The sequence below is a fragment of the Brevibacterium sp. Z349TD_9 genome (assembly GCF_056173565.1).
Genome location: NZ_CM149680.1, coordinates 3,077,925 through 3,101,066, shown reverse-complemented (window position 1 = coordinate 3,101,066; position 23,142 = coordinate 3,077,925). Strand labels below are relative to the sequence as shown.

Annotated in this window: 21 protein-coding genes; 6 read left to right on the top strand and 15 right to left on the bottom strand. The window is 66.9% G+C overall.

The features are described 5' to 3' along the window. Positions 1 to 99: 99 nt before the first annotated feature. The 5 genes from AC0VYB_RS14405 to AC0VYB_RS14385 form a co-directional block, all read right to left on the bottom strand. Positions 100 to 1,305, bottom strand: a complete 1,206-nt coding sequence (locus tag AC0VYB_RS14405; protein ID WP_063248891.1) for a calcium:cation antiporter — start codon at positions 1,303 to 1,305, stop codon at positions 100 to 102. 146 nt (positions 1,306 to 1,451) lie between these two features. Continuing rightward, positions 1,452 to 2,165: an O-methyltransferase gene (locus AC0VYB_RS14400; protein ID WP_231882147.1), complete on the bottom strand. Its 714-nt coding sequence runs from the start codon at positions 2,163 to 2,165 to the stop codon at positions 1,452 to 1,454. 359 nt (positions 2,166 to 2,524) lie between these two features. Beyond that, the gene (locus AC0VYB_RS14395; protein WP_063248893.1) at positions 2,525 to 3,757 is read right to left on the bottom strand and encodes a M20 metallopeptidase family protein; all 1,233 of its coding nucleotides are present in this window, start codon (positions 3,755 to 3,757) and stop codon (positions 2,525 to 2,527) included. A gap of 2 nt (positions 3,758 to 3,759) precedes the next feature. Continuing rightward, positions 3,760 to 4,893 carry an amidohydrolase family protein gene (locus AC0VYB_RS14390; RefSeq protein ID WP_063248925.1) on the bottom strand — a complete coding sequence of 378 codons (1,134 nt, stop codon included), beginning with the start codon at positions 4,891 to 4,893 and terminating at the stop codon, positions 3,760 to 3,762. Between the two features lie 25 nt (positions 4,894 to 4,918). Next, positions 4,919 to 6,271: a type I glutamate--ammonia ligase gene (locus tag AC0VYB_RS14385; RefSeq protein ID WP_223289923.1), complete on the bottom strand. Its 1,353-nt coding sequence runs from the start codon at positions 6,269 to 6,271 to the stop codon at positions 4,919 to 4,921. A 211-nt stretch (positions 6,272 to 6,482) separates the two neighbouring features. On the opposite strand from AC0VYB_RS14385, the gene AC0VYB_RS14380 reads away from it, so the two are divergent. After that, positions 6,483 to 7,400: a MurR/RpiR family transcriptional regulator gene (locus AC0VYB_RS14380; RefSeq protein WP_063248894.1), complete on the top strand. Its 918-nt coding sequence runs from the start codon at positions 6,483 to 6,485 to the stop codon at positions 7,398 to 7,400. 92 nt (positions 7,401 to 7,492) lie between these two features. Here the strand turns inward: AC0VYB_RS14380 and AC0VYB_RS14375 are convergent, their stop codons facing one another. The 7 genes from AC0VYB_RS14375 to AC0VYB_RS14345 all read right to left on the bottom strand — a co-directional run bounded on the left by AC0VYB_RS14375 (position 7,493) and on the right by AC0VYB_RS14345 (position 15,687). Next, complete coding sequence (locus AC0VYB_RS14375) at positions 7,493 to 9,727, bottom strand: arginine/lysine/ornithine decarboxylase (RefSeq protein ID WP_063248895.1); 2,235 nt, start codon at positions 9,725 to 9,727, stop codon at positions 7,493 to 7,495. Positions 9,728 to 9,819: 92 nt separating this feature from the next. After that, positions 9,820 to 11,139, bottom strand: coding sequence for a class-III pyridoxal-phosphate-dependent aminotransferase (locus AC0VYB_RS14370; protein WP_063248896.1), 1,320 nt, complete (start codon positions 11,137 to 11,139; stop codon positions 9,820 to 9,822). After that, on the bottom strand, positions 11,139 to 12,575 hold the full coding sequence (locus AC0VYB_RS14365; protein WP_063248897.1) for an APC family permease: 1,437 nt from the start codon (positions 12,573 to 12,575) through the stop codon (positions 11,139 to 11,141). The genes AC0VYB_RS14370 and AC0VYB_RS14365 overlap by 1 nt, the downstream gene beginning before the upstream one ends. A 260-nt stretch (positions 12,576 to 12,835) precedes the next feature. Next, positions 12,836 to 13,315 (bottom strand): DoxX family protein, encoded by a 480-nt coding sequence (locus tag AC0VYB_RS14360; protein ID WP_063248898.1) that lies wholly within the window; start codon positions 13,313 to 13,315, stop codon positions 12,836 to 12,838. Positions 13,316 to 13,424: 109 nt separating this feature from the next. After that, entirely contained in the window at positions 13,425 to 13,991 is a 567-nt protein-coding gene (locus AC0VYB_RS14355; RefSeq protein WP_063248899.1) for an NADPH-dependent FMN reductase, read from the bottom strand. After that, the gene (locus AC0VYB_RS14350; RefSeq protein ID WP_223289924.1) at positions 13,991 to 15,079 is read right to left on the bottom strand and encodes an LLM class flavin-dependent oxidoreductase; all 1,089 of its coding nucleotides are present in this window, start codon (positions 15,077 to 15,079) and stop codon (positions 13,991 to 13,993) included. Before AC0VYB_RS14350 ends, AC0VYB_RS14355 begins: the two co-directional genes overlap by 1 nt. Before the next feature lie 155 nt (positions 15,080 to 15,234). Next, complete coding sequence (locus tag AC0VYB_RS14345) at positions 15,235 to 15,687, bottom strand: MarR family winged helix-turn-helix transcriptional regulator (RefSeq protein ID WP_063248901.1); 453 nt, start codon at positions 15,685 to 15,687, stop codon at positions 15,235 to 15,237. A 257-nt stretch (positions 15,688 to 15,944) separates the two neighbouring features. Here AC0VYB_RS14345 and AC0VYB_RS14340 point away from each other — a divergent pair, with 257 nt between their 5' ends. From AC0VYB_RS14340 to AC0VYB_RS14330, 3 genes are read left to right on the top strand one after another with little or no spacing between them, the layout of a single operon-like run. Continuing rightward, positions 15,945 to 16,484, top strand: a complete 540-nt coding sequence (locus AC0VYB_RS14340; protein ID WP_475384778.1) for a MogA/MoaB family molybdenum cofactor biosynthesis protein — start codon at positions 15,945 to 15,947, stop codon at positions 16,482 to 16,484. A gap of 1 nt (position 16,485) precedes the next feature. Continuing rightward, positions 16,486 to 17,478 (top strand): formate dehydrogenase accessory sulfurtransferase FdhD, encoded by a 993-nt coding sequence (locus AC0VYB_RS14335; RefSeq protein ID WP_063248903.1) that lies wholly within the window; start codon positions 16,486 to 16,488, stop codon positions 17,476 to 17,478. A 59-nt stretch (positions 17,479 to 17,537) separates the two neighbouring features. After that, on the top strand, positions 17,538 to 18,629 hold the full coding sequence (locus tag AC0VYB_RS14330; protein WP_475384777.1) for an aminotransferase class V-fold PLP-dependent enzyme: 1,092 nt from the start codon (positions 17,538 to 17,540) through the stop codon (positions 18,627 to 18,629). A 116-nt stretch (positions 18,630 to 18,745) separates the two neighbouring features. On the opposite strand, the gene AC0VYB_RS14325 is transcribed toward AC0VYB_RS14330, so the two are convergent. Together AC0VYB_RS14325 and AC0VYB_RS14320 are read right to left on the bottom strand one after the other, a co-directional pair. Continuing rightward, on the bottom strand, positions 18,746 to 19,606 hold the full coding sequence (locus AC0VYB_RS14325) for a zinc-binding dehydrogenase (RefSeq protein WP_475385269.1): 861 nt from the start codon (positions 19,604 to 19,606) through the stop codon (positions 18,746 to 18,748). 48 nt (positions 19,607 to 19,654) lie between these two features. Then, positions 19,655 to 19,798 carry a hypothetical protein gene (locus tag AC0VYB_RS14320; RefSeq protein WP_452115532.1) on the bottom strand — a complete coding sequence of 48 codons (144 nt, stop codon included), beginning with the start codon at positions 19,796 to 19,798 and terminating at the stop codon, positions 19,655 to 19,657. A 359-nt stretch (positions 19,799 to 20,157) separates the two neighbouring features. On the opposite strand from AC0VYB_RS14320, the gene AC0VYB_RS14315 reads away from it, so the two are divergent. Next, positions 20,158 to 21,516, top strand: coding sequence for a DUF2252 domain-containing protein (locus AC0VYB_RS14315; protein ID WP_475384776.1), 1,359 nt, complete (start codon positions 20,158 to 20,160; stop codon positions 21,514 to 21,516). Between the two features lie 44 nt (positions 21,517 to 21,560). Further along, positions 21,561 to 21,920: a hypothetical protein gene (locus AC0VYB_RS14310; protein ID WP_095376285.1), complete on the top strand. Its 360-nt coding sequence runs from the start codon at positions 21,561 to 21,563 to the stop codon at positions 21,918 to 21,920. Between the two features lie 37 nt (positions 21,921 to 21,957). On the opposite strand, the gene AC0VYB_RS14305 is transcribed toward AC0VYB_RS14310, so the two are convergent. Beyond that, on the bottom strand, positions 21,958 to 23,133 hold the full coding sequence (locus AC0VYB_RS14305) for an MFS transporter (RefSeq protein ID WP_475384775.1): 1,176 nt from the start codon (positions 23,131 to 23,133) through the stop codon (positions 21,958 to 21,960). Positions 23,134 to 23,142: the final 9 nt, after the last annotated feature.

Here is a 23,142-nt window from a genome sequence, read left to right as displayed (position 1 = left end):
CGGACCGGTTCGGCTCCTGACACGAGTGGACAGCCGCGACGAGACGGACGTCGTCGGCGCGAACCCCGTCGACGCGGACCTCGCCCAGGTGAGCCTCGTCTATGCGAACACGGTGAGCCCGTAGACGGCGAAGACGACGAGGAGGGCTGCCCCGTGGACGGCGGTGACCCTCTTCGCGGCGAACGTCGTCACCGAGAGCACGATGACGACGGACAGGAGCAGAAGGTTGGTCGGAATCTCGGCGAGGACGATCTGCTGTCCGGTGAGCATCCCGATGACGAGGACGACGGGGATCGTCAGCCCCACCGTGGAGACGAGCGCCCCGTGGCAGAGGTTGCTCACCCGCTGGACCTCGCCCTGCCAGGCGGCGCGGATCGCGGTGATCGTCTCGGGGAGGAAGACGATCATCGCGATGACGATGCCCGAGAGCGCGACCGGGGCGCCGAGGCGGCCGAGCCCGTCATCGAGGAGGACCGCCATGTCATGGGAGAGGAGGACGATGGGCAGCACGGTGACGACGAGGAGGCCGAGACGGGTGAGGATCTCGACCCGGTGAGTCGACAGGGTTGCGACGATGCCCGGGCGCACCGCCTCGGCGTCGGTGGACGGGGCGGTGGCGACCCTGGACGGGGCGGCGCCGTCGGCGGACGGTCCGCGCGGACCGGGGGCCGCCTCGGCGAGGCGGGGATCGACCTCACGGAAGTCATCGGCCTGCGCCCCCATCTGCCGGGTGAGGAAGAACGCGTAGAGGCCGAGAGTGAGGACGATGATCGGGATCCCCTGCCACGGCAGGTAGCTGCCGTTGATCCCGATGACCGCCGGCAGCGCGAACGCGAGCGCGGAGAGGACGACGATGAGTCCGAGGTAGGTCGAGGTGCCCGTCCGGTTGTGCGCGAGGTCCCCGTGGCGCAGGCCGCCGATGAGGAGGCAGAGCCCGACGACGGCGCCGAGGATGATCATCGACACCGCCATCACCGAATCGCGCGCGATCGTCGCATGATCTCCGGGACCCAGCAGGACCGCGGCGATGAGGATGACCTCGATGAGGCAGATGGAGATCGTCAGCACCAGAGACCCATAAGGATCGCCGAGGCGGCCGGCCAGGTGCTCGGCCTCGTGCACGACTCCGAACGCACAGATGAGGATGACCGCGACGATGACGATGAGCGCGGTGATGAGCAGGGGCGCCGGCGCCGGCGGTTCGAGGAGGTGACCTGCGAAGAGGAGTGCGAGGTAGGTGCCCCAGCCGAGGGCGAGCCTGATGATCGCGGTAGGGGTGATGATGCTGCGCAGTGCGGCGGTCATGACGGTCTGTTCCAGTTCTCTGAGGCCGTCCTCATCGCGGTGGGAAGCGAACGGGTCGTCCCGTTCGTCACTGTGTTTTCAGGTTACTCAATCCCGCCGAGGTGGTCCAACCGGAGGTCGGTTCACCGGTGGTTGGCGAACCGGGACTACCGTCGACGGGCGATGATGAGGCCGTCCCAGCCCTTGACGCCGACAGTCTGCAATGCGGTGGCGTCGAGATTCGGGTTCTCAGCAATCATTCGCGTCACCGTCTGCACTCCGGTGACGCGCGGATCGTCCGGGTTCTCATCGGTGACCGCGCCGTTGCGCACGACGTTGTCGATGATGATGACCGCACCGGGTTCGGTGAGTGCGAGTGCCGCCTCGAGGTACCTCGGATTGTTCGGCTTGTCCGCATCGATGAACACGAGATCGAACGGCTCGGTGCCAGTGCTGGTGCCGCTGTCGATGAGGGTTCGGGCGGATTCTGCGGCGGGCCCGACGTGGATCTCGACCCGGTCGCCCACCCCTGCGCGGTCGAGGTTCGCGCGCGCCACCTCGGCGTTGTCGGGTTCGAGTTCGAAGGTGACAACGTGACCGTCGTCGCCGACGGCACGGGCGAACCAGATCGTCGAGTACCCGGCGAGAGTGCCGAACTCAAGGATCCGCTTCGCGCCCGCGATCTGGGCGATGAGGCCGAGGAGCGCACCTTGGTTGGCTGCCACCTCGGCATTGGGCATCGTCGTGTCCGCTCCAGACTCACGAGCGGCGACGAGGGCATCGTCTTCCGGGGTGAGGTGCGAGATGAAGTATTCGTCGACCTCGCGCCAGGCGACGGTGGAGTCGTAGCGATTGACCGGGGTCGTGCGTTCCTCGTTCACCATTATCAAAGAGCCGAATGCTCTAGGCGTGAGCCGAAACGAAATTGGTCTACGTAGGTCTTTCCATCTTCGGCCTGCTCGGCCCACGAACCGAACGCGGTTTTGATTGCGTTCAGATCGGTATGCGCGTCAGATTTGCACCCGTAGACCTGGGTGACAGCGTCCCGGACTAGCGCGGAGATCGAGCGTCCAGTTCGCTCGGCCTCAGCATCGAGGAGTTGTCGCTCGGTTGACGTGAGCGAGATCCGGGTCCGCACCATGATGCAATTATCCACCATCCTGCGGACCCGCGCAGGAGGCCGTGTTGCCGACTGGGTCTCATTCGCCGAGGCATCGAGCGAGAGAGCCCATACCTGCCCCTACTCGGATCCCGAACCGAGGATCGATTCGGCCCCGGCCAGATAGCCGGCGATCATCGCCCGCGCCACGTCGAGCACCGACCGCTCAGGTGGCAGATATCCCGCGTTGTGGAGTGAGGCTTGCGGCTGACCGGTGCCGACGAAGCTCATGGCCGAGGGGACGGCCTCTGAGAAGAAAGAAAAATCATCGGCACCCAGCGACCGCATCGGTGATGCCACGGACGCACCGAGGCCCTGCGCCTGCGTTGCGAAACGTCGTGCCAGGTCGGAGTCGTTGATGAGCACCGGTTCCCCGTCGATGATCGCCACATCGGCCTCAAGACCGTAGGCCTGCGCGATCCGCCTGGCCATGGTCCCGATCGCCGCCTGAATGTCCTTGCGTTCCTGCGCCGAGGTGGTCCTCACAGTGGCGCGGATACTTCCGTGGCGGGGCAACACGTTTCCCGCACCATCCCCGACACTCATCGTCCCGACACTGACCACTGCCGCCGACATCGGCCCGATAGTCCTGCGGACGATCTCTGGCAGCGACAGGGCGACGTTTGCGACCGCCGCCACCGGGTCAGAGGCGTTGTGCGGATAGGCTCCGTGACCGCCTCGGCCGTGCACGGTGATGTGGACCTCGTCCGCCGCTGCGTTGATATAACCCTCACCGATCGCCACTTGCCCCAAGGGCACACCTGGGTGGTTGTGGACGCCGATCATTCTCGCGATCGAGGCTTTTTCGAGCCCTTTTTCCGAAACGATGTCGAGAGCACCGGAGGGATAGGACTCCTCACGAGGTTGGAAGACCGCCGCCAGGGCGGTCGGCAGCGCCTGGCCGGTGCGTTCACCGAGCTCGGGGATCGCCCGAATGACAGCGACGAGCGCGGCCATGTGCACGTCATGCCCGCATGCGTGCATCGCTCCGTTCGTCGAGGCGAAGTCTGCTCCGGTCGCTTCCTCACCCGGCAGAGCGTCGAGCTCGGCACGAATCCCCACAGCAGGACCATCCGCAGGCCCGATGCGTCCGATGCGACCGGTTCCCGCGATCGTGTCCAGGGACATGAACGGGGAGAGCTCGGCCTCGATGACCTCGGCTGTCGCTTGTTCCTGACCACCGAGGTTGGGGGAGGAGTGGATGCGACGGCGAAGATCCAGTGCATGGTCGAGGTCAGCTTCGACCGCAGCCAGCCATGCGGCGCCGATCTCCGCGGACCGTTCGGTCGAGAACTGCTCCTGCCTGATATCCATACTCACCAGTCTTGCCCTGCTTCGTTCGTTGTCAGGCCGTAGACCCGACGTGCATTGCCTGCTGCGATCATTCCGGCGATGCGGCGAAGCTCATCCTCCGGCCAGCCATGCCTGGTCGCCCAGTCGTTGAGGACCGAGTCGAGTCCGTCCCTGAAGAGGATCGACCCGAGACTGTAGAGCTCGGCGGCTCCCCACGCGTCGGAAGAGAACAGCGCCTTGTGGAAAGGGGTGAGCTCAAGCGATTCGGCGATCACCTGAGCGGCCTGCGCGCCGGTGTAGTTGATGGCCAGACCGACATCGGCATAGACATGCTCGAAGCAGTGCGCCAAATAGCCGGCCTCACGGTGATACGGATAGCAGTGGAGCAGCATGACGCTCGCCCCCGAACCGCGGCTGAGCCGCAGGAACTCGGTGAGCAGGAGTGGATTGCAGCGGTGCAGATCGACATCGGGATCGCCGTAGCCGATGTGGAACTGGATCGGCACCTTTCGGTCGACGGCCTCCCAGATGAGGTGACGGATGATCGTCGCGTCCTTGAGGCGGGCTGGGCCGTCGGTGCTCGCTGTCATCCACTCATTGACCGCTGCGTCGACCTCTTCGGCAGTTGGCCGCTCGGGATCGAAGTCGAGGCCGATGCGGTAGGCGGCGATCGACTTCACGCCGACCGCGGTGCGCAGACGCGCATCGAGCTCGTCGGTGAAGACGGACCGGAAGTCGGTGGGGGAGACCCCCGATTCCACCAGCTCCTCGGCGATGCGTTCGAGACGGACCACCTCGGCGACCTGAGTGCCGGCACGCACCCCCATCTGACGGGGACCGAGGATCTCGTCCCCACGGTGTCCGGTCTCGATGAGGAGGGTGCCGTAGCCATGCCCGGTTAGCAGCCGTGTGTTGACCTCGACCGCGCCGAGGCGGGTCCTCTCTGCGATGTAATCCTCGGGAGCGGCGAAGGCCGGAAGTCCCAAGAGCGGGGCACAGTACCGTCGGATCATGAAGCCGAGTTGGGTGTCGAAGAACGTCGTGCCTGAAGGGCTCGGACGGTCGGACTCGGTGATGAGGTCTTCGAATGCCCCACGGTCGAGGTCGTGTTCGAGCACGCCGTGGCAGTGGTGGTCGACGAGTTCCAGCTCGTTCATCCAGTCGAAGTGCACGCCGGCGTCCTCAGTAGAACTTCCGGTAGGCGGCGCACTGCTGTGAGGGTTCGAGGTCGCCGAACTCGGCGATCTCCGCACGCTTGACGGCCAGGTAGGTCGCCAGCAGCTCGGGATGGAACCACTCACGGACCACATCATCGGACTCGAGGCGGTCGATGGCCTCGCGGAGGGACGTCGGAAGCTGACCCTCGGCGCTGACGGCGGCATCGGGGTCACCGACGACCACCTCGGCGGGTTCGAGATCCTGCCGCAGTCCCTCCATGCCGGCCTTGAGCAGGATGCCCAGCAGAAGGTACGGGTTGGCTCCGATGTCGCCGCCGCGGAACTCGAAATGCAGCTGCGGGCGAGGGTCTGCTCCGCCGATCTCGTTCGTGGGCACGATCCGCAGCAGCGCCTCACGATTCTGCAGGCCGAGGAACGACGCGGCCGTCGACCAGTTGTGTGGGCGCAGCCGCTGGTAGGACACGACGAGAGGCGCGAAGATCGCGGTCAGCGACGGGGCGTACTTGACGATTCCGGCGGCGAACTTCGCGGCCTTGACCGAGATCCGCCCGGGACGGTCGGCGTCGAAGACCAGAGTCTCGCCGTCGAGGTCGTTGAGGCCGAAATGGACGTGCACTCCCGAGCCTCCGTCGCCGGCGATCGGGACCGGGGTGAAGGTGACTTCCCTGTCGTGGCCGGCGAAGACCGCGGCGACGGTATCGCGGACGAGCACGGCACGGTCGGCCGCGGTGAGTGCCGGGGCCGGGGAGACGGTGAGCTCGAACTGGTTGGGAGCGTATTCGGGCAGCCAGTTCTCCGGCTGGGCACCCATCTCGGCCAGAGCGGCCATCGATTCCGAACCGATCGGTTCGAGGGCGCGGTGGGCCTGCAGGGAGAACGGCTGAGTCGGAGCAGTGTTGCCCAGATCGGTGAACTCGTGCTCGAAGGCGGCGTTGACCTGGATGCCGAACTCCTCCGACAGCTCTGCGATCGCCTGGCGGAGGAACGACCGAGCATCCCCGTGCCAGGGCGTGCCGTCGGTGTTGACCTGATCGGAGAACACGATGGTCAGCGGAGGCTGGCCGGGAATGAGGGTCGTCCGCACGGCGGAGTCGAAGTCGGGAAGCAGGCGAAGGTCGCCGGAGGAGTCGAAGGGGATATCGTCGGTGATGTGACCACTGGGGCCGATGCCGAGGTTGGCCGGAACCCATCCCACCGACGTCGAGGTCTTCAGCGATTCTGCGCGAACCGCACGGCCTCGGGTGTGTGCGGAGAGGTCGGATGTGGCGAGGAAGACGAGTTCGCCGGGACCGGGCCGCACGCTCTCGTGCAGCCACTCATGGCAGTCCAGGTCGGCGGAAGTGGGTTCAGTGCTCACGGTGTGACTCCTTGTCCGAACGTCGGTGTTCGCTCGTGGCTGGCGGGCTGGAATCGCAGGACGGTCTGAGGCGATCCCAGTTATGTAATGAAGAATATCAAATTAGGCGATATGGTCAATATCTGTAATTAAAATTTCAGAAAGTCCTTCTCCCGCCTCGTGACCGCGTGCGAACACAGTACAGTCGGGGGAGAGACAGAGAGGCGATGAGATGACACGCAAGGACGCGACCGCCGAGGACGAGCCGGACGTACAGGGTTCGCGAGGCGAGGACGGGCCGAGCCTGGCGGTGGGCCTGCGCGCCGCCATGTCGACCTTCACCCCGGCAGAGAAGAAGATCGCCCGTGCGATCCTCGCGTCCTATCCGTTCTCCGGACTTGAACCGATCTCGAGCCTCGCCGACTCCGCGGGAGTCAGCGCCCCATCCGTCGTCCGCTTCGCCCGGACGCTGGGATTCAACGGCTACCGGGAGTTCCAAGAGAGGCTGCGACAGGAGATCCGCGTGCGTGAGGAGTCGAACCTCTCGCAAGCCGAGACGCGCCCGCGCGGTCAGGAGCCGCAGTTCGACGCCGCACGATCCGCCTACCATGCGGGGATCGACCAGACCTTCGACTCGGTGATCGGGGACGACCTCGACAGTACCGTCAGACTGCTCGCGCAGACGAAGAGGTCGGTGGTCTTCCTCGGGGCAACGTACTCGGGGTTCATCGCGGACATCTTCCATGCCCAGCTGGCCCCGGCAAGGCCGGGCACGATGCGGCTGGCGGCGAATCCTCTCGTCGCAGCCGGGCAGCTCCTCGACCTCAAGCGAGGGGATATCGTCGTCGCCTTCGATGTCAGACGCTACGAACCCGGAGTCACGGACGTCGTGCGCACAGCCAAAGAGCTCGGCCTGACGACGATCGTGTTCACCGACCCCTGGATGTCTCCCGCTGCCGCCTTGGCCGACCACGTGCTCACCGCCGACGTCCGCGCAGCGGGTCCCTCGGACACGATGGTGCCGATGCTGGCACTCGTCGAAGCGGTGAGCGAACTCGTCGTGGTCGAACTCGGTCAGGCAGGGGTCGACCGTCTGGGACGACTCGACCCGCTGCGGCTCCGGCTCGGAGGCACAGCCAACCACGCGTGAGCGCCATCCCGGCACGAATGTGACCGGCAGCGGTCCTCGCGCGGCGGCCGTTGGTCCACGTAAAACCGCCACCGGTCAGACTGCCGTTGGCCTCAGCCCTCCTCGATGACGCAGGCCACCGTGTTCTCGCCGCCGGACGCGGCCGTCAGCCCATGGGTGATGCCGTTGAAGCCGGGGTAGCGGCGAGCCAGCTCGGCCTCCGCCTTGAGATACTCGACGATCTTCGGGCTCACTCGTTCCCCGGGCACGAGCAGCGGGATTCCGGGCGGGTAGGGCGTGAGCAGGACCGCGGAGATGCGTCCCTCGAGCTGCGAGATCCCCACATGCTCGATCTTCCCGCTGGTCATCGCCGCCCAGGCGTCGGTCGGCAGGAGAGCGACCGCAGGCTCCTCGAGGTAGATGTCCGTGGTGAGGTTCGCGAAGTCGTGTTCGCGATAGAGCTCGTGGAGCCGCTGGCAGAGATCCTTCAATCCCAAGCCCGCATACTGCGGTGACTCCGCGACGAACTCCGGCATGATCTCGTCGATGCGGACGTTGCTGTCGACGGCACTCTTGAATCGGTGGAGTTCGGCGATGAGCGTGTTCCACCGTCCCTTCGTGACTCCGATCGTGAAGAGGATGAAGAGTGAGTAGAGGCCGGTCTTCTCGACGACGACACCGTGTTCGGCGAGGTACTTCGAGAGCACCAGGCCGGGGATGCCGAAGTCGCCGAATTCGCCGTCGATGCTCAACCCCGGAGTCGTCAGGGTGACCTTGATCGGGTCGAGCATGGCGAAGTCCTCGCCGATCTCGCCGAACCCGTGCCAGTTGTCGGAGGCACTCAGCTGCCATTCGGCGCGTTCCGCCAGTCCCTCTCGCGGAGGAGTGTCCGGTCCCCAGACACCGAACCACCAGTCCGAGTCGGCACGCTCATCACCGATGCGGATGATGGCCCGACGGAACTCCATCGCCTCGGTGATGGTCTCTTCGACGAGAGCATGCCCGCCGGGCCCGCGCATCATCTCCGCGGACACATCGCAGCTGGCGATGATCGAGTACTGCGGACTCGTCGACGTGTGCATGAGGTAGGCCTCGTTGAAGATGTCGCGGTCGAGCTCGGTCTCTTCGGAGTTCTGGACGAGGATCTGTGAGGCCTGCGAGAGACCGGCTAGGAGTTTGTGCGTCGACTGCGTGGCGTAGACCAGCGACTTCTGCGTCTTCGCGGTCCGCTCATCGACGCCGTGCATGCCCCGGTAGAGCTCGTGGAACCGGGCATGCGGGAGCCAGGCCTCGTCGAAGTGGAGGACGTCGACGTATCCGTCGAGGGTCGACTTGATCTCCTCGGCGTTGTAGACGACCCCGTCATAGGTGCTCTGGGTCAGGGTGAGGATGCGCGGGGTCACGCTCTTATCGGTGATGGCAGGGTGGGACCGGATCTTCTCCGCGATGGACTCGGGGGAGAACTCGCTGCGGGGGATCGGGCCGATGATCCCCGCACGGTTCCGGGTCGGCCAGAGGTAGATCGGAATCGCTCCGGTGAGGATGATCGCGTGGAGGATCGACTTGTGGCAGTTGCGGTCGACGAGAACGACATCGCCGGCGCTCACGGCAGAGTTCCAGACCACCTTGTTCGAGGTGGAGGTGCCGTTGGTGACGAAGAACAGGTGGTCGGCGCCGAAGGTCTCGGCGGCCCTGGCCTCGGACTCCGCCACGGGGCCCGTGTGGTCGAGGAGCTGGCCGAGCTCTTCGACAGCGTTGCACACGTCCGAGCGGAGCATGTTCTCACCGAAGAACTGGTGGAAGACCGTACCAGCCGGTGACTTGAGGAATGCGGTGCCTCCCGAATGCCCGGGGCAGTGCCAGGAGTAGGCGCCGTCGTTCGAGTAGTCCATCAGGGCCTTGAAGAAGGGCGGTGCCAGGCGTTCGACATAGCGGGTGGCCTCCCGGTGAATGACCTTCGCGACGAACTCGGGGGTGTCCTCATAGGCGTTGATGACGCCTTCGATCTCGGCGAGGACCTCCGTTGGAAGGCTGCGTGCCGTGAGGCTCTCTCCGTAGAGGAACACCGGGACATCGGCGCTCTGGGAGCGGATCTGCCCGAGCAGTTCGCGCAGTGCATCCGACGAATTCTCCGCGCCCGTCGCGGCGTGGCCGGTGATCCGGTCGACAACGATGAGCAGGCCCGACTTGTCATTGAGGAGCCGGGCCGATTGGAACGGCGTGATCTCGGTGACGGCGGTGCCCAAGGCGGTCAGTGCCCGCTTGACCGCCTCCAGAGGATCGGCATGGTCGGTGTCGGCAGCGCTGTGGTCGGAGACGACGGCGAGCGTGAAATCATTCTGGCTCATGGGGTTCCTTCGCTGTGGGTCGGAAATCACTGGAGGTCGGTGCTCTGCGGGTGCAAGGGGTACGTCGATCGGGGTGTGGCAGGCGGGCTTCGTCACCAGCCGGCGAACCGGTCGAGCACCTCGGCGGGCACTCGCCCGGACACGGCATCGTCGAGGGCGCCCAGGATGATCTCGATGCCGCGGTCGAGGTCGTCCGGGGTGATCGGCAGCGGTGGGCTGATCTCAAGAACATTGTCTCGCACAACGTAGACGACGGCACCGAGTTCCCAGGCCCGGTAGATCGTCAGCGCGGCCAGCTGCCCATCATCAAGTGGTGACCCTTCCGGGGCACGGAGCTCGACGCCGAGGAGGAGCCCACGCCCGCGGACCTCGACGATGGACTCGGCCCCCGCACGGTCGGTGCCGCGGTAGTCGGCGATGCGCTCACGGGCACGGGATCCGAGTGAGTCGACCGCCTCGGCGAGGGCCGGATCGGTGGCAAGACCGAGGACAGCCTCGGCGGCCGCCGCACAGATCGGGGCACCGGCATTGGTCAGCAGCGCCGAGGCGGGGGCGACGTCGAGGACGGCTTCGGGGCCGACGGCCGCCGAGATCGGCAGACCGCCGCCCAGGGACTTGCCCAGGGTGACGATGTCGGGCCGGATGTCCGAGGTCTCGAAGGCGAAGAGCGATCCGGTTCTGCTCAGTCCCGCCTTGACCTCGTCGAGGATGAGCAGCGTGTCCGTGGCGTCGCAGAGTTCGCGCAGCATCGGAAGGAAGCCGGCGTCGGGCACCCGGACTCCGCCGTCGCACTGGATGGCTTCGGTGATGACCGCGGCGACCGTGCATGATTCCAGCGCCTCGGTCAGCTGCGGGCGCAGCTCACTCAGCGCCGCCTCGGTGAGGGGGTAGTCGAAGACGAGTGACCCGGGACCGGGGGACTCGGTGATGCCGGAGACGTCGCGGGAGGTGCCGAAGCCGCCGTGGTAGCTGCCGGAGAAGGAGACGATGGTGGGTCGCCCGGTGGCGCGACGGGCAGCCTCGACGGCGGCCGTGTTCGCGTCGCTGCCGCTCAGTCCGAGGTAAGCCCGTTCGGGGTGCTTCACCGGCACCGTGTTCACCAGCCGTTCGGCCAGCTCGGTGGTGCCGGTGACCGCGGCGGACAGCGCGGAGGAGCCCGCGCCGGTGAGAGCGGCACGGTGGACCGCCTCGGCGATGGTGGGGTTTCCATGCCCGAAGGCCGAAGCGGTCCAACTGGCCGAGAGGTCGATGAGCTCCCGGCCCGAGGCGGTGCGCAGCCTCGCACCGGATCCTCCGGAGACGACCAGAGGGAAGAAGCGCAGATTCTGGATATGGGCCAGCGCGGACTGGTCGCGGGCGTAGGCGGCTTCCTCGGTGGCGCGCTGTTCGGGGGTGAGTTCGGCGATGTCCATCAGTCGATGTCCTCCGCGGTGAGGCGGGAGCCGATGCGCTGTGCGAGGGCCGGGCGGCTGATGACGATGATCAGACCGATGAGGCACCAGAGGCCGACGGCCCAGGGGAAGTACGTGTACGGGGCTTCCTGGCCGGTGACCTGGATGACGTAGACGAACACGAGGTAGACGAGGCCGAGGGCGGGGATGATGATCTCCCATTTCGGGATCCCCGAGTTCGCTCGGAAGGTGTGCCGGATGACGCCGACGGAGGTCATGCCGTAGGCGACGACCATGCACAGGGTGCCCAGCGTCGCGTACCAGTAGTAGGCGTCGACGCTGGTGGCGCCGAAGACCCCGAGTCCGAGCGTCATCAGGGTGGTGAGGACGATGACGGTGGTCACCGAGGTGGTCGGGACCTTGCTCACGGGGTGCTGGCGGGCCAGTGCGGAGGGTCCGAATCCGTCGCGGGCGAGGGCGAAGAGGAGCCGGGAGGCGGCGGCCGAGGAGCTGAGGAAGGCGCCGAAGGCGACGAAGAAAGCGACGACGGAGATGAGCACGGCGAACCAGGTGCCGATGTAGGTCGCCGACAGGCTGGTCAGGGTGGATGCGGCGGTGGCGAAGGCTTCGACGCCGGCCGCGTCCGTGCCGAACCCGATGGTCTGGGCGAACATGACGAAGACGTAGACGATGCCGCCGATGATGACGGCCATGAGCAGCGAGCGCGGGATGATGCGCTTGGGTTCGGCGGTCTCTTCGCTCATGGACGATCCCGATTCGAATCCTGCCCAGGAGAGGAAGCCGAACACCGAGGCGGTCATGATTCCCGACAGCGCATTGTCGCCGGGAGTGAGCACGCTGAGGTCGATGCCGGTGCTGACCGGGGCGTGGCCGGTGCCGACGCGGGCGATGATGACGATCGAGAGGATGATCATGGCGGCGATGCCGACGAAGCCGATGCCCAGCAGCGTTCGGGCCACCGTCGCGGATTCGCGGAGGTTGAGTGCCAAGGCGATCACCCCGACAACGAGGGCAACGATCATCCACATCCCGGGAGCCATCGTGATGCCGATCTCCGAGAGCATCGCCTCGAAGAAGACGGCGCAGGCACCGAGGATGCAGGCGGCGAAGAAGATGTAGGTGCCCAGGAGGGCGAAGCCGCCGAAGAATCCGGCGCGCGGTCCCAGGGTGATTCCGGCCAGGGCATAGACGGAGCCTGCGTGAGTGATCTTGCGCAGCAGCCTGATGAAGCCGTAGGCGACGAACAGGGTGCCGATGAAGGAGACGAGGAAGGTGAACGGGACGGCCTTGCCGACGAGGCCGGCGACCCCGATGCCGTTCAGCGCCATCGCCATGACCGGGCCCATGAACCCGATCGAGATGGCGGTGACTTCCCAGGTGTGCAGGGGCCTCTTCAGTGATGTGCCGGCTTCTTTGCCGGGCTTCGTGTCTTCCACGGTTCGTCCGTTCTTCCAGGCGAATGTAATTTCAGTTACACAATAGGTCATTGATTCCAGAAATGTAACCACAATTTTCGGTGGATTTTTAACTGCCGGGGCGGCGTGGATGCTTGGTGGCCGTGATTGACGTCCGGGTCCGCTCCGTTATGGAATCATCCATCACGGAGCGGACCCGGAATGAGTCCTGCGAGTCGGTGGGTTCGCAGAAGTGCGACCTGCTGAGGCGGGAGACAGTCACCCGCCGAGGTGGTTGTGTCTCAGGCGTCAACCGCGACCGACCGTGCTCCCGCAGCCCGCTTACGACCCTTGCCCTTCTTCCCAGCGAAGAGGAAGCAATCGATGCTGAACCGGCCCGGTCCCGCGGCGGCGATGAGCAGTGTGCCTGCGGCCAGGGCTGCGACGAGTTCCCAGCCGCCCTGATCGACGAACGGGGTCGGCGTGAGGTGGACGATCACCAGAGCCCCGATGACGTTTGCGGCCAGGAGGATGCCGACGATGGGGGTCAGCGCACCGAGGATGAGCAGCGCGCCGCCGATGAGTTCGACGAAGGTCGCGAAAGGTGCGGCGATGTCCGGGAGTGGCACTCCCATCTGCGAGAACGAGTCCGTTGTTCCGGCGATGGTCCACTCGTTGAACTTCTGCCAGCCGTGGGCGATGAAGATGGCGCCGAGGGTGATTCGGGCGATGGCGGTGATGATGTCGCGGGCGATGGTCGGAAATCCGGTCGTTGCGTACATGCTGAACTCCAAGGTTGGTTGAAAGTGCAACCACACGTTATTGGGTGAACATGACAACGTACTGAGAACCGACCATTCGGTCGCCTGCGACAATCCTGGGACTGGCCGTTCAGAACCCGTAGGCGGCTTCCTTCTCCTCACGGATTGCCGCGTAGGTCTTCGTCAGCACGATCGTGTCCTCGACGAGGCGGTCGAGGCGGGCGATGACATCCTCGCTGACGATCTGACCGCGGTGCAGATCGCGCTCCTCGACGAATACGTACGGGGAGACGACCTGCGCCTTCATGTAGGTGAGGATCGGCAGGAGGTGCTGCTGCGGGATCAGGTAGTGCTTCGCCGAACCCGCCGTGGCGATCGCGGCCACGACCTTGTCGCGGAAGGCGTTGACGGGCAGCAGGTCGAAGACGTTCTTCAGGCTCGCTGGGATCGAGGCCTGGAAGATCGGCGTGCCGATGACGATCGCATCGGCGTCCATGAGCGCCGCGGTCACCCGCCCGGTGTCACCGGAGTATTCGGTGAAGTTCCGGCCGTCGGAGAAGACCATGTCCGCCTCGGCGAGGTCGATGAGCGTGACCTCGATATCGGGATCCTGCGCCATAACCGCCTGCGCGACGTAGTCCATCACCGTGCGCGTCTTCGTTCCGACATTCGAGCCGGAGAGGACGACGACCTTCATCAGGCAGCCTCCTTAGTCGCGGTGTACTTCTTCACGGCCGGAATGATCTCCGAGCCGATGGTCTCGATCTGCTTCATCACCCGTTCATACGGCATCCCGCCGAAGTCGATCTGGCCGAGGTAGCGCTGATGTCCGAAGACCTCGTGCTGATGGAGGATCTTCTCGACGACCTGCTGCGGGCTGCCGATGTTGACGATGCTCGCCGGGTCGACGCTCTGGGCGAAGAGCTGCTTGGGCATGCCTTGCCCGTTCGTGCGCTTCATCCCCTCGTTGATGTGCGGGTAGAGCCCCTGCAGCGCCTCCTGCGAGGTCGGCGCCGTGTAGAGGAAACCGGCCGTGGCGATCGGCAGACCGGCAGGATCGAAGCCGGCGTGACGTGCCGCCTGCCGGTAGGCATCGACGGTGGGTTTGAACGACGAGGTGGTCCCGCCGAGGTGGGCCATCACCATGGGTACACCCGCCAGTCCCGCCTTGACCGCGCTCGCCGGCGCACCGCCGACCGCACGCCAGATCGGCAGCGGGTTCTGCTCGGGGCGGGGGAGGACCTCGGCGTTGTTGAGCGGGGCGCGGAACTGCCCGGACCACGTCACCGATTCCTCACGGTTGATCGTGTTGAGCAGGTCGAACTTCTCTTCGAAGAGCTCCTCGTAGTCGCGCAGATCGTAGCCGAGGAGTTCGAACAGTCCGATCCGCGAGGCGCGACCGGCGACGAGTTCGGCCCGACCTTCGGAGAGGTGATCGATCGTCGCGAAGTTCTCGAACACACGCACCGGATCCGAGGTGCTCAGGATCGTCGAGGTGCTGCCGATGCGGATCGTCGACGTCGCCTGCGCGATCGCGCCGAGGATGACCGCATGCGCCTGCGAGGCGAAGAATTCCTGGTGGCTCTCGCCGACGCTGAAGAAGTCGAAGCCGGCCTCCTCTGCGGCCTGTGCGTAGCCGACGAATTCGCGGATGCGCTCGCCCGCACTCACCCGGGACCCGTCGGCCGGGTTCGGCAGATGATCGCCGAGGCTGTACATCCCGAACTGCAGCCCCTGAGTGGGGTCGAATCCGACGGGATCAAGGGTGGTCGTGTTCTCGCTCAAGGTCTCTCCCATGCGTGTGAGACCGTCCCGCAGGGCCGATCTCGATTGATCATTTGCCCTGTCAACTGATAAGTGCGGAGATTTATTCCTGACCACGTCGAGGTGGTGCTCTGATCCTCGCCGAGGTGACCCACCCGAGCCGTGCGCCGAGGTGGTCAGTCGCCTTCTTCCGCCTTGGCGCGCTCGGCGATGCTGTGGTCGTAGAGCTTCTTCATCAGCGCGTGCAATGTCCGCTGCTCGTCCTCATCGAGGGCGTCGTCGAACAGGGCGGACTGCTGGTGGAGCTGGGAGGGGAAGGCGCGTTCGAGGGTCTCAAGTCCCGCCTCGGTGAGGGAGATGTGCTTGGTCTTCCATGTCTGTTCTCGGGTGATGAGCTCGTCGCGTTCGAGGCGGGCGAGCATCCGGGAGATTCCGCCGCCGCTGACGGTGAGGCCCTTGGCGAGGTCGGTCTGGGTGACGGGTTGGAAGTTGCGAATGTGGGCGAGGGCCTCGAACTGGGCGACGGTGAGGCCGAACTGGCGCAGGTGATCGTTCGAGAGCTGGTTGCTGTTCTGGACGAATCTCACCATGCGCAGCCAGGTGAGTGTGCTAAGCGTCAGGTCGTCCATCGTCCCTCCCGGTCTCCGCGCCGGGCCCTCCTGCCGCGGCGCTGCCTCTCACTGTACTGATCAGCCACTGTACTGATGCGCCACTGTGCTCATCAGCCCGACCGCACTCATCAGCCCGACGGTGCTCATCGGCCAGATGATGTTGACCGGCGCGACCGTGCGCGGAGGGCGCCGTCTCTGACCACCCCCTTCGATGTCCGCCCGACATGGGACAATGGGCGCGGAGTCCATGAGTGTCGTGAGCAGGGAGTTCGAGGATGACCACCACAGAGCCGACCGTCGACCGCCTCGGCGAGGGCCGATCGGCCGCCGTCGTCATCGCCTCCACCTCGGCGGCACGGGGTGAGGCGGCGGACACGACGGGACCGATCCTCGTCGACTGGCTGCGGGGGCGCGGGTACGACTGCCCCGACCCGATCGTCGTCCGTGACGGTGAACCCGTCGGTGAGGCTCTGCGGGAGCTTCTCCTCACCCCCGCCGAGGCGGCCCGCCCCCGCATCGTCGTCACCTCCGGGGGCACCGGGCTGGCGCCCGACGACCGCACCCCGGAGTTCACCGCCGAACTCCTCGAGCGGCAGTCGCCGGGACTCATCTACGCGATGTGGCGCAAGGGGCTCGAATCGACGTCGTCGGCAGTGATGAGCAGAGGTGTCGCCGGTGTGCGGGGACGCAGCTTCGTCATCAACTTCCCCGGGTCCAAGGGCGGGGTGCGTGACGGGATCACCGTCATCGACGACCTCCTCGAGCACATCCAGACCTCGGTCGAGGACACGACCGATCACGGTCCGAGGGTCTGAGATGCAGCAGCGCAAGGCCGTCCGGGCCCGCGTCCACCGCTTCGATGCCACCGGTGAGATCAAGGTCGGTCCCGATTCGCTCGCGGGAGAGGAGCCGCTCGAGGTCAACCTCGACGGCGAGCAGTTCTCCGTGACGATGCGCACCCCCGGCAACGACGTCGAACTCGTCTCCGGATACCTCCTGTCCGAGGGAGTGATCACCTCAATGGCCGACATCGCGGAGATCGACTTCTCGACCGGGCTCGCCCCCGACGGTTCGCGGAACTACAACGTCGCCGGCGTGCGACTGCGACCCGGTGTGTGGAACGCGGCCGCCGCGCCCGCCCGGTCCGTCTACACGTCCTCGTCGTGCGGGATCTGCGGAACCGCGGCCATCGACGCGGTGACGAAGCCCTCGGCCTACCCGCTCATCCCGCTCCTCGGCGTCGGGGGAGACCAGGCAGCCGGCACCGGCACGGCCCCTGCGGAAGGCGGTGGCCCCGACGCGGAACCGGAGGCACGTGGTGGCGGCATTGCGGTCCCGAGCGATGCCCCGCACCTCGACGAGGACGGTGACATCGTCTTCCCACCGCTGCTCTCCCCGGCGCGCGTGGGCGAACTGCCCGACCGCCTCCGCGAGGGGCAGGCCGTGTTCGAGAAGACCGGGGGAGTCCACGCCGCCGCCCTCTTCGCCGTCGGCGACGATCCCGACGCCGAACCCGAACTGCTCGTCACCCGTGAGGACGTCGGACGCCACAACGCCGTCGACAAGGTCATCGGCTGGGCGATGGCCGAGCGCGGGCTGCCGCTGTCTCGCACCGTCCTCCAGGTCTCGGCCCGAGCGTCGTTTGAACTCGTCCAGAAGTCGGCGATGGCGGGCATCCCGATGATGTCGGCCGTCAGCGCCCCCTCCGCGCTCGCCTTCGACTACGGGCGCACGAGCGGAGTCACCGTCATCGGCTTCAACCGGGGCGGCCGCTTCAATGTCTACTCCCACCCCGAGCGCATCGCCTGAGCAGGGACGACACCTGCGGGCCTGGTCCGGCGTCCGTGCCGGGTGCTAGGTTCGCAGACATGGGCAACGACGACGACGTCACCGAGGTGGGACCGCTGACCCTCACCGAGGCGCAGCGGCAGTGGGACGTCGAGCCCGGATACCTCGACACGACCTCCTACGGACCCCCGCCTCGGCGGGCGTGGGACGACCTGCAGGTCTCCCTCGACGCGTGGCGGCGGGGGACGACGCCGTGGCGGACCTGGGTCGCATCGGTCGAGCGGTCGAGGGAGCTCTTCGCCGCGCTCGTCCACGCCCGCCCCGCGGACGTCGCGACCGGTGCCGCCGTCTCCCAGCTCCTCGTCCCGGTGGCTCAGACGCTTCCCGACGGGGCGCGGGTCCTCGTCCCCGACGTCGAGTTCACCTCGGGGATCTTCCCCTTCGCAGTCCACGCCGACCGCGGGGTCGAGGTGCGCACGGCTCCCGTGTCCGACCTCGCCGAGGCGGTCACCGCGGACACGGATCTCATCAGCGTCTCCGCTGCCCAGTCCTCGACGGGGGAGGTCGCCGACCTCGCCGCGATCACGCGTCGGGCCCGGGAGGTCGGGGCGATCGTCGTCGTCGATGCGACGCAGGCCGCCGGCTGGCTTCCGCTCGACGCCTCCGAGGCCGACTTCCTCGTCGCCGCGGCCTACAAGTGGCTGTGCGCACCGCGGGGGACGGCGTTCCTCGCCATCCACCCCGAGCTGCAGGCCAGGCACGAGGAGTATGCGGTCCGGCTCAAGCCGCTCGCCGCCGGCTGGTTCGCCGGTGAGGGCGACGCGGTGTACGGGATGCCGCTGCGTCTGGCCGAGGATGCCCGCGCCTTCGACATCTCCCCGGCCTGGCACAGCTGGGTGGGGACGGCTCCCGCTCTCGAAACGCTTCTCGCGGTCGGGGTCGAGACCATCCATGACCACGATGTGGGGCTCGCGAACGCCTTCCGCACGGGGATCGGGTTGGAGGAGTCGGATTCGGCGATCGTCTCCGTCGATCTGCCGGAGGGGGCGCTCTCGCGCCTGCGGGCCGCGGGCGTCCGGTTCTCGATCGTGGCCGGACGGGCGCGCTTCGCCTTCCACCTCTACACCACCGACGCCGACGTCGCGACGGCGCTGGAGGCCGTGAGGGGGTGAAGGACCATGCGCGGATGCGGGCCGTGAACGGGTGAGGGCCGTGCACGAGTGAGGCGGGAGGCGGCTCGCACCGTGGGTGATCAGCCGATGCGGAACACTCAGCTCGTGCGGAGGGCTCAGCTCACGCGGAGGGCGATCTTCGTTCCGCTGCCCGCATGGAGGCGGTGGATCGCCTCGACGGCGTCATCGAGGTCCATCTCCTCGGTCCAGCCGGTCGTGTCGTACTCACCGGCTGCCATCCGGGCGATGACTCCGTCGAAGTCCGCAGGCGTGTAGCCGACTGAGCCGATGAGTTCGAACTCACCCATCATCATCGCCGAGGGCTGGATCTCGAACCCTCGCTCGTGCGGGGACTGGAGGACCACGCGCCCGCCGGGCGCAAGGTTGTCCAGGCCCGAGGACAGGGCCGCCGGCACACCGGCCGCGTCGTAGACGATGTCGACGCCGTCGCCGTCGGTGCGCTCCGCGATCGCGGCTCCGAGGTCCTCGGTCGTCGGGTCGATGACCTCGGCTCCGAGCGCTGCGATCTTCGCCCTGCGGTCCGCACTCGGCTCGGACACGAGGATGTCGGTGACGCCGTGGGCGCTGAAGGCGTACCAGGCGCCGATGCCGATCGGTCCGGCGCCGGCGATGAGCGCGGTATCGCCGGCCTGGGCGCGGCTGCGGTCGACGCCGTGCCAGGCCACCGTCATCGGTTCGACGAGGGAGGCGGTCCTCAGATCGACGGTCTCGGGCACCCGGTGGAACTGGGAGGCGTTCACCGTCACGAACTCCGCCATCCCGCCGCCGTCGGCGTTCGCCCCGGTCGAGGCCATGAGACGACAGCTCGTCGGACGGCCCTTGCGGCAGGCGACGCACTCACCGCAGCTGTAGGCGATGGGGAAGACCGCCCCGCGGTCGCCGACCTCGATGCCGGTGACGCCCTCTCCGACCTCGACGACCGTTCCGGAGAACTCATGGCCGAGGGTCTGGGGCAGGTGCGCACCGGTGACGGGATGCGGACTGAAGACGTCGATGGGAAGGGCTTAGGGCGCGAAGTACATGTGGACATCGCTGCCGCAGATGCCGACATACGCGTTCTTGAGCATGATCTCACCGGCGCCGACCGTCGGCTCGGCGACGTCGTCGATGCGCAGGTCCTCTCTGCCGTAGAGTCGGACTGCCTTCATGGGTGTTCCTCTTTCTCTGGGTGTGCGGTCTCTGGGGTGTGCGGGGAGTCTCTCCGGGTATGGTGCGGAATCCCGGGGTGTGCTGTCTTCAACGATCCTCGTCGGAGGCGTGCTGCGACAACCGCCGAACGCGGCGGAATCGTTCCCCACAGCCCGCCGTCTGCGCGGGCTGCACGGCGGAAGGCGGCTGTGCCGCGATCGGCCGAAGGCGTTGCCGGGCGGGCTTGTCGGGTCGGTCACGCAGCGCTGTCGGGTCCGACCGCCTCGGCGAGATCGTTGCCTACGGGATGATCCAGGGGACGGTGACGGGCATTACGATGGGGCGACGAACTCCGCGCCGAGCGAACGAGGTGGAAGAGATGGACGTGTCCGATGGCCGGTCTCTGCGGGAAGCGACACCGCGCTCGAGTCACGCCGAGCTCGATCTGCCGCCCGATCGTGATCCGGTCGGGGTGATCTGCCGGCAGAACGAGTCGCGGCTGCCTGACCTGCTCGGCATCAGAACCCAGCGGCTCGCCGAATCGCCGTTCAGCTACTACCGAGGTGCGGCCGCGCAGATGGCCGTCGACCTCGCCGCCGGGGTGACGACCGGCCCCGTCGTCCTCTCCAGCGGGGACGCGCACGTGGGCAACTTCGGCTTCTTCGCCTCGAAGGAGCGCTTCCTCATCTTCGACCTCAACGACTTCGACGAAACCGAGTTCGCGCCGTTCGAATGGGATGTCAAGCGACTGGCCGCCTCGGCGTTCCTCAGTGCGCAGGTCCACGGCCTCGGTGAGGAGGCGGGGCGCAGGGCGGCATTCGCCGCGGTCAAGGGCTACCAGTATCGAATGGGTGCCCAGATGGCCGTGACTGCGCTCGATCGCTTCTATTCGATCGTCGACTCGGACACGCTGCTGGCGGCGATCAGCGGCGAGCATCACCACACAGCGACGAAGAAGGCGATGAAGAAGGCGCGCAGCCGCACGGGTGAGAAGGCGCTGAAGAAATTCGCCACGGAGTCCTCGGATTCGGGGCTGCGCATCGTCGACCAGCCGCCGCTGACCCGTCATCTCGATGACCCGTCGATCGATGTCGAGAAGCTCTTCGCCGAGTATCGGAGGACCGCGCGCACCGACGTCGCGGTGCTCCTCGAACAGTTCGAGGTGGCAGATTCGGTGCTGCGCGTCGTCGGGGTCGGCAGCGTCGGCACGCGCTGCTTCCTCGTCCTCGTCACCGGGCCCGACGGTGAACCGCTGCTGCTCCAGGTCAAGGAGGCGCAGGAGTCGGTCGTCTCGGCGTTCGGCGGTCAGCCGAAGTTCTCCGATCACCCCGAGGGGCAGAGGATCACCTCGGAGGGCGAACGGGTCGTCCGAGCCCAGCTCGTCCTCCAGTCGGTCTCAGACCCGTTCCTCGGGTGGACGACATTCCGGGGCAGCGGCTACTACTGGCGCCAGTTCCGCGATATGAAGGGCAGCTACGATCTGGCCGCGCTCACTGCCCCGCAGCTCGAGGCATACTCCCGACTGTGCGGCGAGGTCCTTGCCCGGGCGCATTCGCAGTCACCGGGAGCTCGGCTCATCGCCGAGTATCTCGGGACGTCGGACACCTTCGCGACCGCCGTGGCTGTGTGGGCGGAGAAGTACGCCGTGGTGGTCACCGCGGACCACGGACTCCTCGTCGAGGCGGCGAAGAGCGGGGAGTACCCCCTCCTTGGGGATCCTGGGGCACTCGACGGCTGATCCGGCGCTGGGACTTCCGGCCGCCTCGGCGCATAATAGAACGTATGAACGAATATCGAGCGCCGAAGTGGCTGACGACGTATCAGGACTTCAAGACCCTGTGCTCGGCGGTGTCGGGGGAGTACATCCGCTTCTACCTCACGACCGGGTGCGATGCAGTGACGTACACGCATTCGCAGAACACGCGCGGTCTGCCCCGCTATTCGTGCCTGCTCACCGCTGAGGACGGGGCGACTCTTCTCCTCGAACTCGACGAGTGGATCGGGCGGATGGATGAGGTCTCAGCGTCCGTGCGGGCGTGGCTGGCGGCCAACGCCAGCCTCCGCGGGTGCCGGCCGAACAAGTCGCATTACGCCGGTGACAGCTATTGGCGTCGACAGTGGCAGCTGGCCAATCCGTGGTGAGGGAGGATTGCGGCTCGGTGCCCGTCATCGGTGCACGTCAGGCCCGACGGGGCCGTTCGTAGGCACGGCGGCTGAGGACGACTGCGACGGTGAGGACGAGGGCGAGAACCGCGGTGATCGCGAAGAGGAGAGTCCATTCGCCGTGATCGCCGAGGACCCCTCCCGCCCACGCGCCGAGCGCACTGCCGGCGAAGAGGAAGCCGGCGAAGAGCGAGACGACGGTGCCGCGCACCTGCGGACGCACCGAGGTCGACCATGTCTGCAGCGAGGAGTGGAGGAAGGACCACGTCGCGCCGAGGAGGAAAGCGGCGATGATCACCGTGGCGATCGAGAGGTTGAGAGTGAGCAGTGCGAAAGCGATGACAGTGGCCGACCCGCCGATGGCCATGAGACCGGGCATCGGCACTCGCCGCGACAGGGGTCCGACCAAGCGGGAGGTGACGATGACTCCGACGCCGTAGGCGGCGGTGGCCAGCCCCGCGACGGCGGCGCCGACGCCGAGCGATTGCAGTGCGGGCGCGAGCAGCGTGAGGACGCCGAGGACGGCCGCCCCTTCGACGAAAACGAGCGCGATGACGACGAGCACCCAGCGGTCGCCGAGAGCAGTGCGGATGGTCTGGAGGACGCCGGTGCGCTCCTCGCGGTGGGATTCGGGCACACGGGTGAGGCCGATGACCGAGAGCACCGCGAGTGCTGAGGGGATCGCGAAGACGACCCGCCAGTCGATGACGTCGGCGATGATGCCCGCCAGAGCCGTGGCCAGGGCGGTGCCGACGGCGATGGCGGCCATGAGGTCGGCAAGCGCCGGCTGTCGATGCTCCTCGTCGACGGTGTCGCCGACGTAGGTGAGCGAGGTCGGGACGATGGCCCCGTAGAACGCGCCGCCGAGGGTGCGGGCGACGATGAGGACAGTCAGCGACGGGGCCAGCGCCGCGACGACGCCGACGATCGCTGCGGCGATGAGCGCCCAGCGCATGAGTCGAATCCGGCCCACCCGGTCGGAGATCATGCCCCACAGGGGTTGGCTCACCCCGTAGGCGAGGAAATAGGCGCTGGCGATGCCCAGAGCCTGGGCGAGCGGGACATCCAGGTCGGTGGCCACGAGCACGAGGAGCGGACTGACCGCGAACCGATCGAAGCTGCTGACGAACGCTGCGAGGGAGACCGCCAACGGTGGGCGGGTCGGGGCACTGGGGATGTCGGCGTCGCTCACGAGTCCTCA

What these genes read in the sequence shown, in the direction of transcription:
- AC0VYB_RS14405 (WP_063248891.1), bottom strand. Translation starts at nt 1,305, where the DNA reads ATGACCGCCGCACTGCGCAGCATCATCACCCCTACCGCGATCATCAGG.
- AC0VYB_RS14395 (WP_063248893.1), bottom strand. Translation starts at nt 3,757, where the DNA reads ATGGATATCAGGCAGGAGCAGTTCTCGACCGAACGGTCCGCGGAGATC.
- AC0VYB_RS14390 (WP_063248925.1), bottom strand. Translation starts at nt 4,893, where the DNA reads ATGAACGAGCTGGAACTCGTCGACCACCACTGCCACGGCGTGCTCGAA.
- AC0VYB_RS14380 (WP_063248894.1), top strand. Translation starts at nt 6,483, where the DNA reads ATGACACGCAAGGACGCGACCGCCGAGGACGAGCCGGACGTACAGGGT.
- AC0VYB_RS14375 (WP_063248895.1), bottom strand. Translation starts at nt 9,727, where the DNA reads ATGAGCCAGAATGATTTCACGCTCGCCGTCGTCTCCGACCACAGCGCT.
- AC0VYB_RS14370 (WP_063248896.1), bottom strand. Translation starts at nt 11,139, where the DNA reads ATGGACATCGCCGAACTCACCCCCGAACAGCGCGCCACCGAGGAAGCC.
- AC0VYB_RS14360 (WP_063248898.1), bottom strand. Translation starts at nt 13,315, where the DNA reads ATGTACGCAACGACCGGATTTCCGACCATCGCCCGCGACATCATCACC.
- AC0VYB_RS14355 (WP_063248899.1), bottom strand. Translation starts at nt 13,991, where the DNA reads ATGAAGGTCGTCGTCCTCTCCGGCTCGAATGTCGGAACGAAGACGCGC.
- AC0VYB_RS14345 (WP_063248901.1), bottom strand. Translation starts at nt 15,687, where the DNA reads ATGGACGACCTGACGCTTAGCACACTCACCTGGCTGCGCATGGTGAGA.
- AC0VYB_RS14340 (WP_475384778.1), top strand. Translation starts at nt 15,945, where the DNA reads ATGACCACCACAGAGCCGACCGTCGACCGCCTCGGCGAGGGCCGATCG.
- AC0VYB_RS14335 (WP_063248903.1), top strand. Translation starts at nt 16,486, where the DNA reads ATGCAGCAGCGCAAGGCCGTCCGGGCCCGCGTCCACCGCTTCGATGCC.
- AC0VYB_RS14330 (WP_475384777.1), top strand. Translation starts at nt 17,538, where the DNA reads ATGGGCAACGACGACGACGTCACCGAGGTGGGACCGCTGACCCTCACC.
- AC0VYB_RS14320 (WP_452115532.1), bottom strand. Translation starts at nt 19,798, where the DNA reads ATGAAGGCAGTCCGACTCTACGGCAGAGAGGACCTGCGCATCGACGAC.
- AC0VYB_RS14315 (WP_475384776.1), top strand. Translation starts at nt 20,158, where the DNA reads ATGGACGTGTCCGATGGCCGGTCTCTGCGGGAAGCGACACCGCGCTCG.
- AC0VYB_RS14310 (WP_095376285.1), top strand. Translation starts at nt 21,561, where the DNA reads ATGAACGAATATCGAGCGCCGAAGTGGCTGACGACGTATCAGGACTTC.